Here is a 17,008-nt window from a genome sequence, read left to right as displayed (position 1 = left end):
CATCGACGGTGAGCCAGGACCCTTTACAGTGAGCCAGGATGGCGACGGAGCGCCGGTCCGACGAGCGGTCAGCGGCCGCCGCGGCGCGAGCGGGCGCTGAAGGACGCCGCGGACGACGAGCCGGCGCGGGCGGCCAGCTCGGCACGGGTGCGCGCCGGGCCCGAGGCGCGGGCCGAACCCCCGCGGGAGCTCCCGGCGGATGCGGCCTTGGGCGTTCCGCCACCGGAGGAACCGCGGCCCGAACCGCCACCGCTGCGACGGCGTCCACCGCCACCGCCCTGCTGCGGCTGCTCGACCACCGGGGCCGGCTCGACGTACGGCGCGGCGTGGCCGACCAGCGCGGTGATCTCCCGGGCGCCGGGCTTGATCGCCGACACCTCCGGGGTGATCCCCGCCTGGCGGGCCAGGGTGCGGACCTCGCCGGCCTGGTCGGGCGTGGCGATGGTGACGACGGCGCCCTCGGCACCGGCGCGGGCGGTGCGACCCGAGCGGTGCAGGTAGGCCTTGTGCTCGGCCGGCGGGTCGACGTGCACCACGATCGCCACGTCGTCGACGTGGATGCCGCGGGCGGCGATGTCGGTGGCGCACAGGACGCGCGTCTCGCCGCTGGTGAACGCCTCGAGGTTGCGCTCGCGGGCGTTCTGGCTCAGGTTGCCGTGCAGGTCGACGGCCGGCACGCCGGCGGCGGTGAGCTGCTTGGCGAGCTTCTTGGCCTGGTGCTTGGTCCGGGTGAACAGCACGCTGCGGCCCAGGCCCGAGGCGAGCTCCTGGACGATCCGGGCCTTGTCGGCGGCGTCGACGCGGAACACGTGGTGGGTCATCGTCGAGACCGGCGCGACGGCCGGGTCGACCGAGTGCGTGACCGGGTTGCTCAGGTACCGCTTGACCAGGACGTCGACGCCGTTGTCCAGGGTGGCGGAGAACAGCATCCGCTGACCGACCTTGGGCGTGCGGTCCATGATCCGCTTGACGCCGGGCAGGAAGCCCAGGTCGGCCATGTGGTCGGCCTCGTCGAGGATGGTGACCTCGACGGCGCCGAGGTCGCAGTGGCCCTGCTGGATGAGGTCCTCGAGCCGGCCGGGGCACGCGATGACGACGTCCAGACCGCCGGCCAGGGCCTGCACCTGGGGGTTCTGGCCGACGCCGCCGAAGACCGTCGTCGTCCTCATGCCCAGCGCCCGGGCCATCGGGTCGACGACGGCCGCGACCTGGTTGGCCAGCTCGCGGGTCGGGACCAGGATCAGCGCGCGCGGCCGCTTGGCCTGCCGCTTGGTAGTGGAGGCGGCCAGGCGGGCGACCAGCGGGATGCTGAAGGCCAGGGTCTTGCCCGAGCCGGTGCGGCCGCGGCCGAGGACGTCACGGCCGCCGAGGCTGTCGGGCAGCGTCGCGACCTGGATCGGGAACGGCGCGATGATGCCGCTGGCGGTCAGCACCTCGACGAGGGGGGCGGGGACGCCCAGGGCCTCGAAGGTCGTGTCGGTGGGCAGGACGGTGGCGTCGGCCCCGACGGGGACGACGACGGGCGCCGTCGCCGCGGGCGCCGGACGGTCCTGCTGGGTCTGCTGGCCCTGCTGGTCACCGGCCGGACGGGAGCCGCGACCGCGTCCACCGCGACGGCGACGGGGGCCGCCGTCGGAGGCGGAGGCGGGGGAGTTGCTGGTGGTGGAGGTCAAGGGAGTCCTTCGACGCTTCGAGTGGCCGCACGACCACCTCGGCGAGCGCGAGCGCCGGCACGGCTGCACGGAGGCAGGGCGGGCTCGCATCGTCGGCGAGACGTCGGTCAGCCGGGCGCACCAAGGTGGCGCAGCCTCAGCCCGACGTCGATTCCTGCCGCTCCGGATGAGCGAGGGCGGCGCCGGTACGCAGTACTCAACCAGACCCGGGGTCGGTGTGGTCCCATCCGGGGGGAGGAACAGGTCACATCGGGTGACGTGTCGCGCTCCCGCGGTACGTGCGCCGGTAGGTGGATGCCGCCTGCCGGCGACTCCCACCGACGGCGGCGGGTCCGTCATGCTCTGCGCCGTGACCGCCTCCGCTCCGCCGCGCACGTATCGGATCCACCCCGCCTGGTGGGTGGCCGGCGTGACCTTCCTGGCCCTCGTGGGGGCGGCCGCCTTTCGCGCGGTCCCCGGCGTGCTCATCGACCCGCTGCGCGAGGAGTTCGGCTGGTCGGTCACGACGATCTCGGCCGCCGTCGCGGTGAACATGGCCCTCTACGGGCTCACCGCGCCCTTCGCGGCGGCGCTGATGGAGCGCTTCGGCATCCGCCGGGTGGTGATCGGCGCGCTCCTGCTCACCGCGGCCGGCAGCGGCCTGACCGTCTTCATGACGGCGAGCTGGCAGCTGGTGCTGCTGTGGGGCGTGGTCGTCGGGCTGGGCACGGGCTCCATGGCGCTGGCCCTGGTGGCGACGGTGACCGGCCGCTGGTTCGTCGCCCGCCGCGGGCTGGTGTCCGGAGTCCTGACCGCGGGCGGGGCGACCGGGCAGCTGGTGTTCCTGCCCCTGGTGGCCTGGGCCGACCAGACCTGGGGCTGGCGGTCGGCCTCGCTGGGCACGACCGTCGCGGCGCTCGCCGTCGTCCCGCTGGTGGCCTGGCTGCTGCGCGACCGGCCCCGGGACCTGGGCGTGACCCCCTACGGCGGCACGCCGGCCGACGACGTCGACCCGGTCCGCACCGGCGCCGCCCGCACGGCTCTGCGCGGCCTGGCCCAGGGGGCCCGTCGACGGCCGTTCTGGCTGCTGGCCGGCGGCTTCTTCATCTGCGGCATGTCGACCAACGGCCTGGTGCAGCCGCACTTCATCCCGGCCGCCCACGACCACGGCATGCCGGTGACCACGGCCGCGGGTCTGCTCGCCGTCGTCGGCATCTTCGACATCGCCGGCACGGTGCTGTCGGGTTGGCTCACCGACCGGGTCGACCCGCGGGTGCTGCTGCTGGCCTACTACGGGCTGCGCGGGTTCTCGCTGTTCCTGCTGCCCCCGCTGTTCGGGCCGGAGCTGCACGTCAGCATGGTCGCGTTCATCGTGTTCTACGGCCTGGACTGGGTGGCCACCGTGCCACCCACGCTGGCGCTGTGCCGTGAGCACTTCGGCGTCCGCGCGCCGGTGGTGTTCGGCTGGGTGTTCGCCGCCCACCAGCTCGGCTCGGCGGTGGCCGCCTTCGGTGGCGGGGTGATCCGCGACGTCACCGGCTCCTACGACCTGGCCTGGTTCCTCGCCGGGGGGCTGTGCCTCGGTGCGGCCGCCATGTCCGTCGCGATCCGCCGCAACCTCCCGCCGGCCGCGGGGGAGGCCCTGCCCACGGACCGGCAGGCGGCGGCGGCCGCGCAGGCGCACGGCTGACCGGCGCGGCCGGCGCCGTCCCTAGGCTGGGCGGTGTGAGCAGCTTCCTCGAGCACCCGGGCACGGTCTGCCGGATCCGGGAGCGCGTGCTCGAGGTGCACCCGGACGTCGCGGCCGCGACGCAGACCGTGTGGGTCGCGGTCTACCCGGCCGGGGACGGCGAAGCGGCCTGGGAAGGGCTGCGGGCCCGCCCGTCGGGGGAGGGGCGCGCCGTCCTCGCCGCCGTCCCGGTGTTCGCCTACGACCTGGCCCTCGGCGACGAGGTGGAGGTGGTGGCCACCGCGGAGGGACCGCTGGTGGCCGTCCGCCGCGTGCACGACACCGGGCGCACCACCTTCCGGGTGTGGCTCCCCGACTGGCCGGACCTGGAGCGCGACGACCGGGTGACCGAGCTGCAGCGGGAACTGGCGCGCTTCGGCTGCTGGTTCGACGTCTGGTCGCCGAACCTGCTCGCGGTCTCCGCCGAGCCCGACGTCGCCCCGGCGGTCGCCGACCACCTCGCCGAGCAGGAGCGCGCCGGCCGGTTCATCTTCGAGCCCGGCCGGCCGAGCGCTCCCTGAGCCCGATCAGCCCGCGGCGGCCCCCGCGGGAGCGGGCACCCGACCCAGGATCAGGTCGGCGGCCCGCTCGGCGATCATGATCGTCGGCGCGTTGGTGTTGCCGCGGACGAGCGTAGGCATGACCGAGGCGTCGACCACCCGCAGCCCCTCGATGCCGTGCACGCGCAGCTGCGGGTCGACGACGGACTGGTCGTCGGTGCCCATCCGGCAGGACGACACCGGGTGGTAGAGCGACTCGAGGGTGTCGCGCACCGACTGCCGCAGCGCCTCGCTGCCGTGCACCGTGCCGCCGGGGGACCACTCCTCGGCCAGCACCGAGGCCAGCGGCCCGGCCGAGGCGATCTCGCGCGACTTCTCGACGCCGCACACCAGCGCGTCGACGTCGCGGGAGTCGGTGAGGTAGCCGGCGTCGATCGCGGGGGCCCACGTCGGGTCGGCCGAGCGCAGCCGCACCGAACCGCGGGAGTGGACGTCGACCAGCACGACGGCGGAGGTGAAGGCCTCGGCGTCCGGGTCGATCTCCGCCTGCTTCCAGAACTTCACCGGCAGGAAGTGCATCTGCAGGTCCGGCGCGACGAGGTCGGGGCGGGACCGGGTGAAGAGCCCGGCTTCGGCGAGGTTGGAGGTGAGCGGCCCCCGGCCGGCGGCCTTCCACTTCGCCAGGTTGACCGGCGTCTCGGCCAGCCGCAGGGACCTGCCCGACCGGACGTTCCAGACCACGGGCACCAACGGGTGGTCCTGCAGCCCGCCGCCCACGCCCGGCAGGTCGTGGACGACCTCGACGCCGACCTCCCGGAGGTGGTCGGCCGGGCCGATGCCCGAGAGCATGAGCAGCTGCGGGGAGTTCACCGCGCCGCCGGAGAGGACCACCTCGCGGGTGGCCCGCACGGTGCGCAGCCGGCCGCCGCAGCGGTACTCGACGCCGGTCGCGCGCCCGCCCTCGACGAGCACGCGGGTGGTCAGCGCGCCGGTCCGGACGGTCAGGTTCGGCCGTCCCGCGGCCGGGTGCAGGTAGGCGTCGGCGGCCGACCAGCGCCTGCCCCGCTTCTGCGTCACCTGGTACTGGCCGACGCCGTCCTGGGTGGCGCCGTTGAAGTCCTCGTTGCGCGGGTAGCCGGCGGCCACCGCCGACTCGACGACGGCGCGGGTCCACGGGTGCGGCGACCGGAGGTCCTCGACCCGCAGCGGGCCACCGACGCCGTGGAACTCGTCGGCGCCGCGGGCGTTGTCCTCCATCCGCTTGAACAGCGGGAGCACGCGGTCGTAGGACCAGGACGGGTCGCCGGTGAGCTCGGCCCACTCGTCGTAGTCGGCCCGGGCGCCGCGGATGTAGATCATCGCGTTGATCGAGGACGACCCCCCGAGCAGCTTGCCGCGCGGCCAGAACAGCGTGCGGCCGCCGAGGCCGGGCTGCTCCTCGGTCGTGTAGTTCCAGTCGTGCCGGGTGCGCCAGACCTTGTAGAGGCCCGCCGGGATCTTCACCTCGAGGACGTCGTCGGAGCCGCCGGCCTCCAGCACGAGCACCCGCAGCGACGGGTCCTCGCTCAGCCGCCCGGCCAGCGCGCTGCCGGCCGAGCCGGCACCCACGACGACGACGTCGTACTCGTCGGCCACCTGCACCTCGTCGGACCGCCGGCTCATCGCTTGCTCCCGTGGACCATGCCCATGACGCGGGCGAGGGCGTCGGCGGCCTTCTCCGGCCGGCCGAAGCTCATGAGGTTCACCGGCAGCGCGTAGCGCTGGCGGGTGATCGCCTTGGCGCGGGTGAACTCCTTGAGCCCGTCCTCGCCGTGGATGCGGCCGAAGCCCGAGTCGCCCACGCCGCCGAACGGCAGCGCCGGCACCGAGGCGAAGGTGAGCACGGAGTTGATCGAGGTCATCCCGCTGCGCATCCGGCGGGCGAGGTCCATCGCCTTGTCCTTCGAGCCGGAGAAGATGGCGCCGGCCAGCCCGTAGCTGGTGGCGTTGGCCCGCTGGAGGCCCTCCTCGGCGTCGCGCACCCGGGTGATGGTCAGCGTCGGGCCGAAGGTCTCCTCCGTGATGGCGGAGGAGTCGTCGGGGACGTCGAGCAGCACGGTGGGGGCGACGTAGCCCTCGGCCGGGAAGGCGTCGGCGTCGGTCCCGCCGGTGACCACGCGGGCGCCGGCGGCGGCGGCGTCGGCCACGTGCCGGCGGACGACGTCGATCTGCGACGCCATGGTCATCGGGCCGTAGGTGGCCTCGCCGTCCGACCCGGGCCGCAGCGAGCTCACCTGCGCGGTGACCTCGGCGACGAACCGGTCGTAGACGGCCTCGGTGGCGTAGATGCGCTCGATGCCGATGCACGTCTGGCCGCCGTTGCTCATCGCGCCCCAGACCGCGGCGTCGGCGGCAGCGGCCACGTCGGCGTCGTCGTCGACGATCATCGCGTCCTTGCCGCCGAGCTCCATGAGCACCGGGGTGAGGGTCTCGGCGCAGGTGGCCATCACCTTCTTGCCGGTGGCGGCCGAGCCGGTGAAGGCGAGCTTGTCGACCGGTACCCGGCACAGCGCCGCGCCGGTCGAGCCGAAGCCGGTGACCACCTGGAAGGCGTCGGGCACGTCGGGGACGGCGGCACGCCACGCGGCGGCGAGCCAGGCGCCCACCGCCGGGGTGTGCTCCGACGGCTTGAAGACGACGGCGTTGCCGGCGGCCAGCGCATAGGCGATCGAACCCATGGGGGTGAACACCGGGTAGTTCCACGGGCCGATGACGCCGATGACGCCCAGCGGCTGGTACTCCAGGTACGCCGCGTGGTTGGCCGCGAGCATCCCCGAGGGGACCTTGCGGGGGCCGAGGGCCTTGCGGGCGTGGCCGGCGGCCCAGGCGAGGTGGTCGACCGTGAGGGCGATCTCGAGGATCGCGTCGGCGTGCGGCTTGCCGTTCTCGCGGTGGACGAGGTCGGACAGCTCGTGCATGCGCCGGGCGAGGTAGCCGCGGTAGGCGGCGAGGCGCTGCTTGCGCCCGTCCCAGCCCAGGGCGGCCCACTGCTCCGCAGCGGTGCGCGCCCGCGCCACGGTCTCCGCGACCGCGGCGGCGTCGTGCACGGGGAAGACGCCGACCACCGCGCCCGTGGCGGGGGCGGTCGACTCGAAGGTCTCGGTGGTGCTGTGCCGGTCGACGGTGCCCGCGGTACCGGCGTCGACGGAATCCAGCTGCTCGGCGAGCGACATGGGTGCACGTTACCCGCGGGTCACAGGCACCGGAGGAGGGGTCGCCCGGTCGGGGGTGGGCCGCCTAGGAGGAGCCGTCGACGACCGCCCAGGCGGTCTTCGTGCCGCGCTCGGTGAACCAGCCGTGCGACGAGGACAGGTCGGCGACGAGGTAGAGCCCGAACCCGCCCCGGGCCGGGTCGCGCCCCTTCGCCGGGACCGGCGCGACGTCGGCAGCGGAGTCGCGGACCGCGATCAGCCAGGCGTCGCCCCGCCGGCCCAGGACGGCGGCGACCGGGGCGCCCCCGTGCCGCAGGGCGTTGGAGGTCAGCTCGTCGGCGATGAGGACCAGCCGCTCGGACCAGTGGTCCCGCTCGGGACGCTCCACGACGGGGCTGCCGGTCATCGACGTGCGCAGCCGGGCCCGCAGCGCGGCGAGCTGGCTCAGCGCGGTGAGCTCCTGGCACCACATCTCCCCGAAGGCGTGCGCAGGACGCGCGCGCTGCCAGAGCGTCACCGCCACCGCCTTCCCATGCCAGCACTGCTCGCCGACACCACTGCGCAACCCCGTGCCCGTTGCGGGACCGGTCGAACCCTCGTCTCACCCGGAGGAGGACGGCCGTCGGCGAGTTGCGCGGAGCGGGCGCGGGGGTCACCCGGCGCAGCGGCGGGAGCAGCTGCGCCGGGTGGTCGCGGTCCCCGGCGGAGGGCGCTACTGGCCCCAGCGGGGGATCGCCGCGGCGCCGGGGGCGTGCCCGTGGGTGGAGGGCCGGCCGCCGTTCCTGCGGGCCGCGGCACCGCCGGACCCGGGCGCGCGGGACGCCGACGTCCAGCAGCCGAACAGCGACAGCCACTGCGCGGCGGTGAGCGCGGCGGGCCGCGCGGTGGGGGGCAGGTTCTCCTGGCGCAGCCAGCGGACGCCGGCCGTCCCGGGCAGCCGCGCGCGCAGCACCGGCCCGAGCGGGGCCGACGGCGAGGCGAGGACGGCGTGCGCGAGCCGGTCGAACGCCGTCGTCTCCGCCTCGGGGAGCGTGGCGCGGGCGTCGGCGGCGGGACCGGCGGGAAGCGGGGCAGGGCGTGACAAGGGGTGCCTCCGGCGAGGACGTGTGCGGGGCGTCCGCGGGCACGACGAGGCCCGGACGGGACGTGGGGGAGCGGGCGCCCGGGATCCGACCGGGGCGCTGACGGCGGGGTGGGGGTACCGCCCCGCGGCGCGATCAGCTCGAAAGAGTGCGAAGCCGCACGAAGTACCGCATGGCAGGGGACGCTAGGCCGGGCGCGGCCGGGCGTCGAGCGGATTACGCGGGACGTGGCCACCGGCGGCCGTGCTACCGAGGGCCGTCCGTGCCTGTCGTGCCGGCCTTGCCCGCCTTGCGCGCCTGGTGGGCCTCCCACTTGGCGCGGTCGCGGGCCCGGGCGGGGGCGTCGCGCTCCCACTTCTCGGCGCGCTTGCGGGCGCGGGCGAGCTCGCGCTCCTCGAAGGAGGCGTGCCGGTCCCAGTCGTGCGCGGCGACGGCCATCGCCAGCCCGACCACGAGAACGATCGCGACGAAGGCGGCGAGGATGGTGTCCAGGACCCAGAAGGTGCCGGCCGCGACGGCGAGACCGACGACGACGCCCACCGCGAGCAGGGGGGACGTGCGGCGGGTCGGCGAGCTCTCCTGGGTCACGGCACCAGTATCTCCTCGCGCCCGCGACGACTCCGCCGGAGAGCGCCGTAACACTGGTCTCACCGGCACTGTTCCGTCCCCCGTCGTGATGGGCCGCCCCTTGCGTGCCGGGCGACGGGTGCCTACGGTCGGAGGGGTCGGTTGAACAGCAGCCGTGATTTGCCAGTGCTGGTCGTCGTGTCGTTCGCGTCCGCAGGCTCACTGGTCCGGGTCCGCCCGAGAGGCAATTCCGTGACCGCATCCTCGCTCGACCGTCCGTACACCCCCGAGTTCGCCGACCACGGCCTGGTCACGCTGGCCGTCTCCGGCTCCGCCGCGACGCCGTGCCTGGTCGCCACCGGCGAGATCGACTGCACCACCGCGCCGCACCTCCAGGGCCGTCTCGAGCAGCTCCTCGACGCCGGCGCGCGATCGCTGGTCATCGACCTGACCGGCGTCACGTTCCTGGACTCCGCCGGCCTGTGCGCGCTCGCCACGGTGCACCGCCTCTCCGGCGGGCAGGTCCGCATCCGCGTCCTCGCCGCCACCCGCTCCGTCATCCGCCCGATGCAGATCACCGGGCTGTGGGACCTGCTCGGTGGCGAGCGCGTGGAGCAGCCCACCTTCTGATCCACCCCTCCGCAGCCCCGGCGAGCGACCGCGGGAGCGCCGGCCGGGGGGCCACTCCGCGCGGCGCCCGCACCGGCGGGGCAGACTCGGGCTCAGCACGACCGGTCCCGACCGGGGCCGGCGGAGGCGGAGCAACGAGGAGGACCACCGTGCGGGATGCGGTCATCTGCGAGCCCCTTCGGACGCCGGTCGGGGGGTTCGGGGGCTCGCTGCGCGACGTCCCCGTCCAGGAGCTCGCGGCCACGGTCATCCGTGCCCTGATGGAGCGCACCGGCCTGCCGCCGGAGTCGGTGGACGACGTGCTGCTCGGCCACTGCTATCCGACGATGGACGCGCCGGCGCTCGGCCGGGTGGCGGCCCTCGACGCCGGCCTGCCGGTGACGGCGTCCGGTCTGCAGATCGACCGCCGCTGCGGCTCGGGCCTGCAGGCGGTCGTCTACGCGGCCATGCAGGTGCAGTCCGGCGCCTCCGACGTCGTGCTCGCCGGCGGCGCGGAGTCGATGAGCAACGCGCCGTTCTACTCGACGGCCATGCGGTGGGGCGTCAAGCCCGGCCCGGGCGTGCTGCTGGAGGACGGCCTGGCCCGCGGCCGGGTCACCGCCGGCGGGCAGAACCACCCGGTCCCCGGCGGCATGCTCGAGACCGCCGAGAACCTGCGCCGCGAGTACGGCATCGGCCGCGAGGAGCAGGACGAGTACGCGGTCCGCAGCCACCAGCGGGCCGCGGCCGCCAGCGCCGAGGGCCGGTTCGCCGACGAGATCGTCCCGGTGACGGTGCAGCACCGGAAGGGCGAGACCGTCGTCGACCGCGACGAGCACATCCGCCCCGACTCCTCGGTGGAGACCCTCGCCAAGCTGCGCCCGATCCTGGGCAAGAAGGACCCCGACGCCACGGTCACCGCGGGCAACGCCTCCGGCCAGAACGACGGCGCCGCCGTCGCGATCGTCACCCACCCGGAGAAGGCCGCCGAGCTGGGGCTGCGCCCGCTGGCGCGGCTGGTGTCCTTCGGCATCGGCGGCGTGCCGCCCAAGACCATGGGCATCGGCCCGGTGCCGGCCACGGCGAAGGCGCTCGCGCTGGCCGACGTGAAGCTCTCCGACGTCGACCTGATCGAGCTCAACGAGGCCTTCGCCAGCCAGGTGCTCGCCGTCGCCAAGGAGTGGGGCTTCACCGACGCCGACTGGGAGCGCACCAACGTCAACGGCTCGGGCATCTCGCTGGGGCACCCGGTCGGCGCCACCGGTGGACGCATCCTGGCCACGCTGCTGCGCGAGATGGACCGCCGGGACGCCCGCTACGGCCTGGAGACCATGTGCATCGGCGGCGGGCAGGGGCTCGCCGCGCTGTTCGAGCGGGTGTGAGCGAGACTCCCCCCGATCGTCCCCGAGCCGAGGAGCGCCCCCGCATGTCCACCTCCCCGAACGGTTCGCCGCGCGTCGCGATCGTCACCGGTGCCGCGCGCGGCATCGGTGCGGCGACCGCCCTGCGATTGGCGCAGGACGGCTTCGCCGTCGCGGTGATCGACCTGCGGGAGGACGACGCCCGCGGCACCGTCGAGGCGATCGAGGCCGCCGGCGGTCGGGCGCTGGCCGTCGGGGCCGACGTCGGGGACGCCGAGCAGGTGCAGGCGGCGGTCGGCCGCATCGCCGACGAGCTGGGGCCGCCGGTGGTGCTGGTGAACAACGCCGGCGTCACCCGCGACAACATGCTGTTCAAGATGAGCGACGTGGACTGGGACGTCGTCATGCGCGTGCACCTGCGCGGCTCGTTCCTGATGACCCGCGCGGCGCAGGAGCACATGATCGAGGCGAAGTTCGGCCGGATCGTGAACCTGTCCAGCACGTCGGCGCTGGGCAACCGCGGGCAGGCCAACTACGCGACGGCCAAGGCGGGTCTGCAGGGCTTCACCAAGACCCTCGCGATCGAGCTCGGCAAGTTCGGCGTCACGGCGAACTCGATCGCTCCGGGCTTCATCCAGACCGAGATGACCCGGGCCACCGCCGAGCGGATCGGCGAGGAGTGGGAGTCCTACGTGGCCAAGCGGGCTGCGGCGATCCCGGTCGCCCGCGCCGGGGTGCCCGAGGACATCGCGCACACTGTGTCGTTCCTGGTGAGCGAGGGCGCCGGCTTCGTCTCCGGCCAGGTCATCTACGTCGCCGGCGGCCCGCGCACCTAGTCCTCACTGCGACGGGTCGCGGTCGGGGTAGCGGGCGCGGGCCAGGGCGTAGACCCCGAACGCGGCGAACCCGGCCGCGACACCGGCGAGCAGCCACGGCCCGGCCTGCACCCCGGCGATCGCCGTCATGGCGCCGTCCAGCCCGGTGGCGGTCGAGACGTCGGCGGAGCCGGCCGCCCGCCACAGCAGGACGCCGACCAGCCCGAACGCGATGCCCTTGGCCAGGTAGCCGAAGCGGCCGATGCCCTCGATCACCGGCTCCCAGCGGTCGGGGGCGGCGGGCAGGTCGATGTCGCGCATGAAGCCCCCGGTGCAGCCCCGCACGAAGGTGTAGATGCCGACGGCCACGACCCCGGCGGCGACCGTGCCGATGAGCAGCGCCCCGCCGGGGATCAGCAGGGTCTCCTCGGTGAGGTCGCGCAGCCGTTCGTCGGCCTCGTACTCCAGGCCGAAGGAGAACAGCAGCGCGGTCAGCCCGAGGAAGCCGTACACCGCGCCCTTGGCCAGGCACTTGGCGCAGACGACGGCGGTGCGCACCCGGTGGTCGGCATCGAGCAGCCCGTGCCACCAGAGCAGCACCTCCGCCGCCTGCCAGAGGGCCAGCGAGAGCATGCCGAGCCCGATGGCGACCAGCAGCAGCCGCCCGCCGGGTCCGTTCGCGACGGTGAGCAGCGCGCCGGTCTGGTCGGCGTCGGCGCCGCGCAGACCGAGCGCCATGCGCAGCGCCAGCACGGCGATGAGCAGGTGCATGGCCCCGTAGGCGATGAGCCCGGCGCGGGCCAGGTGCCTGAGCCACGGGGAGTCGGTGACCCGGCGGGCCCGGTCGACGAGGTCGTGCAGCCGGTGCGCGAGCGACCGGGCCGTCGGCGCCGGTGGGCTCACGTGCGCTCGGGGTACCGGGCGCGGACGAAGCAGAACGCCCCGAACGCGGCGATCCCGAGGGCGATCAGCGTGAGCAGGACCTGCCCGGCAGGGACGCTGAGCACCAGGTTCAGGGCGCCGTCGAGGCCGTCGGCCTTGGACGCGTCGAAGGTGATCGCCGACCAGACCAGCAGCCCGCCGATCAGGCCGAGGGCGACGCCCTTGCCGGGGAAGCCGACCTGGCCCAGCCGGGTGACCGTCCGGGTGGTCCGGCCCGAGCAGCCGGCCAGGTCGATCTCCTTGAGGAAGCGCTTCGAGACGCCCTTGTAGACGTGGTAGGCGCCGACCCCGACGACGACCAGCCCGATCGCACCGACCAGCCAGCGCCCGCCGGGCCAGCCGAAGACGCCCGCCGCGGTCTGCTGCGGGGTGCTGGAGCCGCTGCTCTGCCCGGTCCCGGTGGCGTAGCGGAACGCCAGCACCGCGAGCGCCAGGTAGATCACCGTCTTGACCGCCGACTTGCCGGTCTTCTCCAGCGCCTTGGTCCGTGTCTCCCCGCTCGCCGACCAGCCGTGCCGCCACCGCAGGATCTCCGCGGCCTGCCACAGCGCCAGCGCGAGCAGACCCACGGCGAGCACCCACAGCAGCGGCTTGCCGAGCGGCTGCTGGGCGAGCGTGGCGAGCGCGCCCGACTGGTCGGCCTCCTGCCCGGCCCTGCCCCACGCGAGCTGGAGCGCCAACCAGGCGATGAGCAGGTGCACCAGCCCGTAGGCGACCAACCCGACCCGGGCCAGGTGCTCCAGGGCGTCGCTGTTGCCGGCCCGGCCGGCCGCACCCATCGCCGATCCGGCGCTGTTCCGCACGCTCATCTCGGTGCCTCCTGCCCTCGCCCCTGCGTTGGAGCGCCTGTGATGGATGAGCGTGGCACGGGCCGGGGTGCGGTGCCTCCCCGGTCGGTGGCGCGGGTGAGGGAGACTGGGTTCGTGGCGAACGCAACCGGAATCCTGTCGGCGACCACCGCGGGGATGGCGACCCCTGACGTGGCGCGGCGCACCTGGCCCCGCTGGCTGGCGCTGGGCGTCGCGATGATCGCCGTCGCCGTGCTCGCCGTCGCCTGGGAGCCCGCCGGCGCGCGGCTGCTGCTGGGTGCGCTGGGCCTGTTCCTGGCCGTCCGCGGTGCGCTGCTGCTGCGCGGCGCGGGTTCGGGCGCCGTGGCCGGGGAGCTCGCCGGGCGGGCCAGAACGCTGGGCGCCGTCGCCGTCGGAGCCGGGGTGGCCGCCCTGGCCGTGGCCGTGGCGGCGGCCGCGCTGTCGGCCACGGTGCTGCTGGTGGGGGTGCCCGTGGCGCTGCTCGTGGTGTCGGCCGGGCTGCTCGCCCGTGGCGGGACCGCCCGGCGCGGTGGGCAGGCGCTGCTGGTCTGGTCGCTGCTGGTCACGGCGCTGCTGGTCGTCACCGGCCTGGCGCAGGACTGGGAGCGGGCCGAGGGGCTGGCCACGGTGGTGGCTGCGCTCGGCATCGCCGTCCTCGGGCTCCCGCTGCTCATCGGCGCGGTGAACCTGCGCACGATCGCCGCGACGCCCGCTCCCGCGCCGGTGCGCCCGGGCTGCGGCGGTTGCGCGTGCGGCGCCGGAGGCTGCGGCTCCTGACCTCCTCGCGCTGACCGGGCGCATGAGCCGCGGGCCCTGGGTAAGGGCCTGCGGTGAGCGGACACGTGTTCGTCGTCGGGGCGGACCTCACCCGGCTGTCGTGCGACGACGTCCTGGTGCCCACCGACCGGTCCCTGCGGGTGGCGCGCGGCTGGCGGCCGCTGCTGCCGCCCGAGCTCGTCGTCGACGAGCAGGCCGAGGGCGACTGCATCGACCTGTCGTGGGCCGACGGCGAGCGGGTGCTCGAGGTGCCGGGCAGCGGCCTGCGCCGCGCCTGGCTGGTCGACACCGTCGACGACCGCGGCCGCGGGCTGCCGTGGCTGCTCGAGGGCGTGCGCGAGGCGCTGGCCGCGGTGGCCTGCCGCGAGGTCGTCGAGCCGGTGCACGGGCGGGCCCGGCGGCTGGTCGGGCTGCCGGCGCTGGGCACCGGCTGGGGTGGTGCGGCGGGTCAGCGCGGCGCCGGTGGTGCGGCGGGTCAGCGCGGCGCGCTCCTGCGGGAGCTGCTGCCGGTGCTGCGGGAGGCGGCGGACGAGCACGGGTTCGACGTCGCGCTGGTGCTGCGCGGGCCCAGCGACCTGGCGGCGGCCCAGCGGGTGCGCCGCGGCCAGGAGAGCGGCTGGGACCTGCCCGGCCACCTGCGCGAGCTGGCCGAGCAGCTGGGGGAGCGGGCCCGGCGCGGGCAGCTGGCCCTGTTCATCGGCGCCGGGGTGAGCGCGGCGGCCGGGCTGCCCACCTGGGAGCAGCTGGTCGACGAGCTGGCCGGCAGGTCCGGGCTGGACGACGCCCTGCGGGCGGGGCTGTCCCGGCTGCCGCCGCAGGACTCGGCGGCGCTGCTGGCGCGGGAGCTCGGCTCCGAGAAGCTCGAGGCGTTCGTGGCCGAGCGGTTCGGTCCTGGCCCGTACGCGCTGGCGCACGCGCTGATCGCCGACCTGCCGGTGCAGGAGTTCGTCACCACCAACTACGACCCGCTGGTGGAGCTGGCGGCCACGGACATCGGCCGGCAGGTGAAGGTGCTGCCCTGCGACGAGGCCGAGCCGGGGGCACCGTGGCTGCTCAAGCTGCACGGCGACGCCGCGCACCCGGAGAGCGTGGTGCTGACCCGCGAGGAGTACCTGCAGTTCGGCAACACCGGGGCCGCGCTGGCCGGGGTGCTGCACTCGCTGCTGCTCACCCGGCACGTGCTGTTCGTGGGCACCTCGATGCTCGACGACGACCTGATCCGGATCGCCCACCAGGTGCGCACCGCGCTGCAGACCCAGGGCTCGGGCACGGCACGGCGCACCGGCACGGTGCTGGCGCTGCGGGAGGACCCGGCCCGCGCGCGGCTGTGGGAGCAGGATGTCGAGACGGTGGCGATGGGCGCCGGGGACGACTCCCCGGCCGAGGCGGCCCGGCGGCTGGAGGTGCTCCTGGACCTGATCGGCTGCCTGTCGACCCCGCCGACCGGTTACCTCCTGGACCCGGCCTACCGCGGGATGCTGAACGAGGAGGAGCAGGCGCTCGCGCAGGCGCTGGGCGGCGTCGTCGACGCGCTGCCGGAGGACGCGGCCAGCACCGCCGCCCTGGAGGTGGCCGGCCTGCTCCGCCGGCTGGGGCACGGCGGGTCGGCCGGCGAGGGGGACGACCGGCCGGTCGATGCGGCGACCCGCTCCCGGGACGACCGGCCCCAGGAGCAGCGGCCGGGCTGATCCGCGGGATTGCCCACCGGGGCGGGTGGGCACGAGCGGACCATGCCTCGTCTCGAGAACGGCCTCACGCTGCTGGCCAAGGGCTACGCCTGGTTGCCCGACGTTCGCCGCCGCACCGGGCGCCGTGCGGTGGGTGTGCGGCTCGGTGGGCTGCCGGCGGTCGGCATCGAGGGCCCGGAGGCGGCGCGGTTCCTCTACGACGAGGACCACGTGCGGCGCTCGCACGCCATCCCCGAGCCGGTGCAGGGCACGCTGTTCGGCAAGGGGGCGGTGCACACCCTCGACGGCGAGGTGCACCGGGTGCGCAAGGCCATGTTCGTCTCGCTGCTGATGCGCGAGGACGGCATCGCCTCGCTGGTGCAGCGCACCACGAGCGCCTGGGACGACGCGGTGCCGGAGTGGACGCGCCGGCCGTTCGTGGTGCTCATGGGTGAGTCGGCGCAGGTGATCGCCGGTGCGGTGACCCGGTGGACCGGGATCCCGCTGCGCGACGACGAGGTGCCGTCGCTGGCCCGCGACCTGGTCGCGATGGTCGACGGCTTCGCCACCGGCGGTCCGCGGCACGTCCGGGCGCGGCGGGCCCGTGGCCGCCGGCAGCGGTGGCTGACCGAGCTGGTGCACGACGTGCGCAGCGGCGTCACGCGTGTGCCGGAGGGGTCGGCGGTCGACGTCGTCTCGAAGCACCGGGACGCCGACGGCACGCAGCTCTCGGCGCGGGTGGCCGCGGTGGAGCTGCTCAACATCATCCGGCCGACGACGGCGGTCGCCTGGTTCATGGCGTTCTCCGGGCACGCGCTGATCCGCTGGCCGCAGTACCGGGAGCGGCTGGCCGGCGGGGACCCGGCGTTCGCGGAGGCGTGGGCGCACGAGGTGCGCCGGTTCTACCCGTTCGCGCCGTTCATCGGTGGCCGGGCGCCGCAGCAGCTGGAGTTCGGCGGGGAGAAGATCCCGAAGAACGCCATGGTGCTGCTGGACCTCTACGGGCAGAACCACGACCCGGAGCTGTGGGACAGCCCCTACGCCTTCCGGCCCGAGCGCTTCCTGGACCGCGAGATCGGCGAGTTCGAGCTGGTGCCGCAGGGCGGCGGCGACCCGCGCACCAACCACCGCTGCCCGGGCGAGCAGATCACCGTCGCGCTGCTGTCCGCGCTGGCGGTCCGGCTGGCCCGGCTGGACTGGGAGGCGCCGGAGCAGGACCTGACCATCGCGCTGCACCGCATCCCCGCCAGGCCGAGGAGTGGTGTCGTCCTCCGGGTCAACAGCACCGTCTGAAGACCGCGGGCACC

At 75.2% G+C, this 17,008-nt stretch carries 16 protein-coding genes; 8 read left to right on the top strand and 8 right to left on the bottom strand.

Annotated features, from left to right (window positions below):
- Window positions 1-68 precede the first annotated feature (68 nt).
- Window positions 69-1,673 (bottom strand): DEAD/DEAH box helicase, encoded by a 1,605-nt coding sequence (locus tag C5507_RS07790; RefSeq protein ID WP_242611093.1) that lies wholly within the window; start codon window positions 1,671-1,673, stop codon window positions 69-71.
- A gap of 349 nt (window positions 1,674-2,022) precedes the next feature.
- Between C5507_RS07790 and C5507_RS07785 the strand changes: the two genes are divergently transcribed.
- Both C5507_RS07785 and C5507_RS07780 read left to right on the top strand, forming a co-directional pair.
- Entirely contained in the window at window positions 2,023-3,342 is a 1,320-nt protein-coding gene (locus tag C5507_RS07785; protein WP_242611092.1) for an MFS transporter, read from the top strand.
- A gap of 35 nt (window positions 3,343-3,377) precedes the next feature.
- Entirely contained in the window at window positions 3,378-3,902 is a 525-nt protein-coding gene (locus C5507_RS07780; protein ID WP_158657540.1) for a DUF4265 domain-containing protein, read from the top strand.
- A 6-nt stretch (window positions 3,903-3,908) separates the two neighbouring features.
- Here the strand turns inward: C5507_RS07780 and C5507_RS07775 are convergent, their stop codons facing one another.
- The 5 genes from C5507_RS07775 to C5507_RS07755 all read right to left on the bottom strand — a co-directional run bounded on the left by C5507_RS07775 (window position 3,909) and on the right by C5507_RS07755 (window position 8,742).
- Window positions 3,909-5,543: a GMC family oxidoreductase gene (locus C5507_RS07775; protein ID WP_104527964.1), complete on the bottom strand. Its 1,635-nt coding sequence runs from the start codon at window positions 5,541-5,543 to the stop codon at window positions 3,909-3,911.
- Window positions 5,540-7,093: an aldehyde dehydrogenase family protein gene (locus C5507_RS07770; RefSeq protein WP_207225766.1), complete on the bottom strand. Its 1,554-nt coding sequence runs from the start codon at window positions 7,091-7,093 to the stop codon at window positions 5,540-5,542. Before C5507_RS07770 ends, C5507_RS07775 begins: the two co-directional genes overlap by 4 nt.
- Window positions 7,094-7,157: 64 nt before the next feature.
- Window positions 7,158-7,589, bottom strand: coding sequence for an ATP-binding protein (locus C5507_RS07765; RefSeq protein ID WP_130504233.1), 432 nt, complete (start codon window positions 7,587-7,589; stop codon window positions 7,158-7,160).
- 195 nt (window positions 7,590-7,784) lie between these two features.
- Window positions 7,785-8,156, bottom strand: a complete 372-nt coding sequence (locus tag C5507_RS07760) for a hypothetical protein (protein WP_104527962.1) — start codon at window positions 8,154-8,156, stop codon at window positions 7,785-7,787.
- 244 nt (window positions 8,157-8,400) lie between these two features.
- Window positions 8,401-8,742, bottom strand: a complete 342-nt coding sequence (locus tag C5507_RS07755) for a hypothetical protein (protein ID WP_104527961.1) — start codon at window positions 8,740-8,742, stop codon at window positions 8,401-8,403.
- Window positions 8,743-8,973: 231 nt separating this feature from the next.
- On the opposite strand from C5507_RS07755, the gene C5507_RS07750 reads away from it, so the two are divergent.
- The 3 genes from C5507_RS07750 to fabG all read left to right on the top strand — a co-directional run bounded on the left by C5507_RS07750 (window position 8,974) and on the right by fabG (window position 11,527).
- A complete protein-coding gene (locus C5507_RS07750) occupies window positions 8,974-9,351 on the top strand; it encodes an STAS domain-containing protein (RefSeq protein ID WP_158657539.1) in 378 nt (125 codons plus the stop codon).
- Between the two features lie 149 nt (window positions 9,352-9,500).
- Complete coding sequence (locus C5507_RS07745; RefSeq protein ID WP_104527959.1) at window positions 9,501-10,712, top strand: acetyl-CoA C-acetyltransferase; 1,212 nt, start codon at window positions 9,501-9,503, stop codon at window positions 10,710-10,712.
- A gap of 44 nt (window positions 10,713-10,756) precedes the next feature.
- Entirely contained in the window at window positions 10,757-11,527 is a 771-nt protein-coding gene (fabG, locus tag C5507_RS07740) for a 3-oxoacyl-ACP reductase FabG (RefSeq protein WP_104527958.1), read from the top strand.
- 3 nt (window positions 11,528-11,530) lie between these two features.
- On the opposite strand, the gene C5507_RS07735 is transcribed toward fabG, so the two are convergent.
- Both C5507_RS07735 and C5507_RS07730 read right to left on the bottom strand, forming a co-directional pair.
- The gene (locus C5507_RS07735) at window positions 11,531-12,409 is read right to left on the bottom strand and encodes a DUF1206 domain-containing protein (protein WP_104527957.1); all 879 of its coding nucleotides are present in this window, start codon (window positions 12,407-12,409) and stop codon (window positions 11,531-11,533) included.
- A complete protein-coding gene (locus tag C5507_RS07730) occupies window positions 12,406-13,257 on the bottom strand; it encodes a DUF1206 domain-containing protein (protein WP_104527956.1) in 852 nt (283 codons plus the stop codon). Before C5507_RS07730 ends, C5507_RS07735 begins: the two co-directional genes overlap by 4 nt.
- Window positions 13,258-13,371: 114 nt before the next feature.
- Here C5507_RS07730 and C5507_RS07725 point away from each other — a divergent pair, with 114 nt between their 5' ends.
- From C5507_RS07725 to C5507_RS07715, 3 genes are read left to right on the top strand one after another with little or no spacing between them, the layout of a single operon-like run.
- The gene (locus tag C5507_RS07725) at window positions 13,372-14,034 is read left to right on the top strand and encodes a hypothetical protein (RefSeq protein ID WP_104527955.1); all 663 of its coding nucleotides are present in this window, start codon (window positions 13,372-13,374) and stop codon (window positions 14,032-14,034) included.
- Between the two features lie 53 nt (window positions 14,035-14,087).
- Window positions 14,088-15,722: an SIR2 family protein gene (locus C5507_RS07720; protein ID WP_165400451.1), complete on the top strand. Its 1,635-nt coding sequence runs from the start codon at window positions 14,088-14,090 to the stop codon at window positions 15,720-15,722.
- 42 nt (window positions 15,723-15,764) lie between these two features.
- Window positions 15,765-16,994, top strand: coding sequence for a cytochrome P450 (locus C5507_RS07715; RefSeq protein ID WP_104527953.1), 1,230 nt, complete (start codon window positions 15,765-15,767; stop codon window positions 16,992-16,994).
- Window positions 16,995-17,008: the final 14 nt, after the last annotated feature.

The sequence above is a fragment of the Blastococcus saxobsidens genome (assembly GCF_002938435.1).
Classification (GTDB): domain Bacteria; phylum Actinomycetota; class Actinomycetes; order Mycobacteriales; family Geodermatophilaceae; genus Blastococcus; species Blastococcus saxobsidens.
Note: the sequence above shows the minus strand (reverse complement) of the source record. Positions and strands in the feature narration are given on the sequence as shown.

What these genes read in the sequence shown, in the direction of transcription:
- C5507_RS07775 (WP_104527964.1), bottom strand. Translation starts at nt 5,543, where the DNA reads ATGAGCCGGCGGTCCGACGAGGTGCAGGTGGCCGACGAGTACGACGTC.
- C5507_RS07770 (WP_207225766.1), bottom strand. Translation starts at nt 7,093, where the DNA reads ATGTCGCTCGCCGAGCAGCTGGATTCCGTCGACGCCGGTACCGCGGGC.
- C5507_RS07715 (WP_104527953.1), top strand. Translation starts at nt 15,765, where the DNA reads ATGCCTCGTCTCGAGAACGGCCTCACGCTGCTGGCCAAGGGCTACGCC.
- fabG (WP_104527958.1), top strand. Translation starts at nt 10,757, where the DNA reads ATGTCCACCTCCCCGAACGGTTCGCCGCGCGTCGCGATCGTCACCGGT.
- C5507_RS07730 (WP_104527956.1), bottom strand. Translation starts at nt 13,257, where the DNA reads ATGAGCGTGCGGAACAGCGCCGGATCGGCGATGGGTGCGGCCGGCCGG.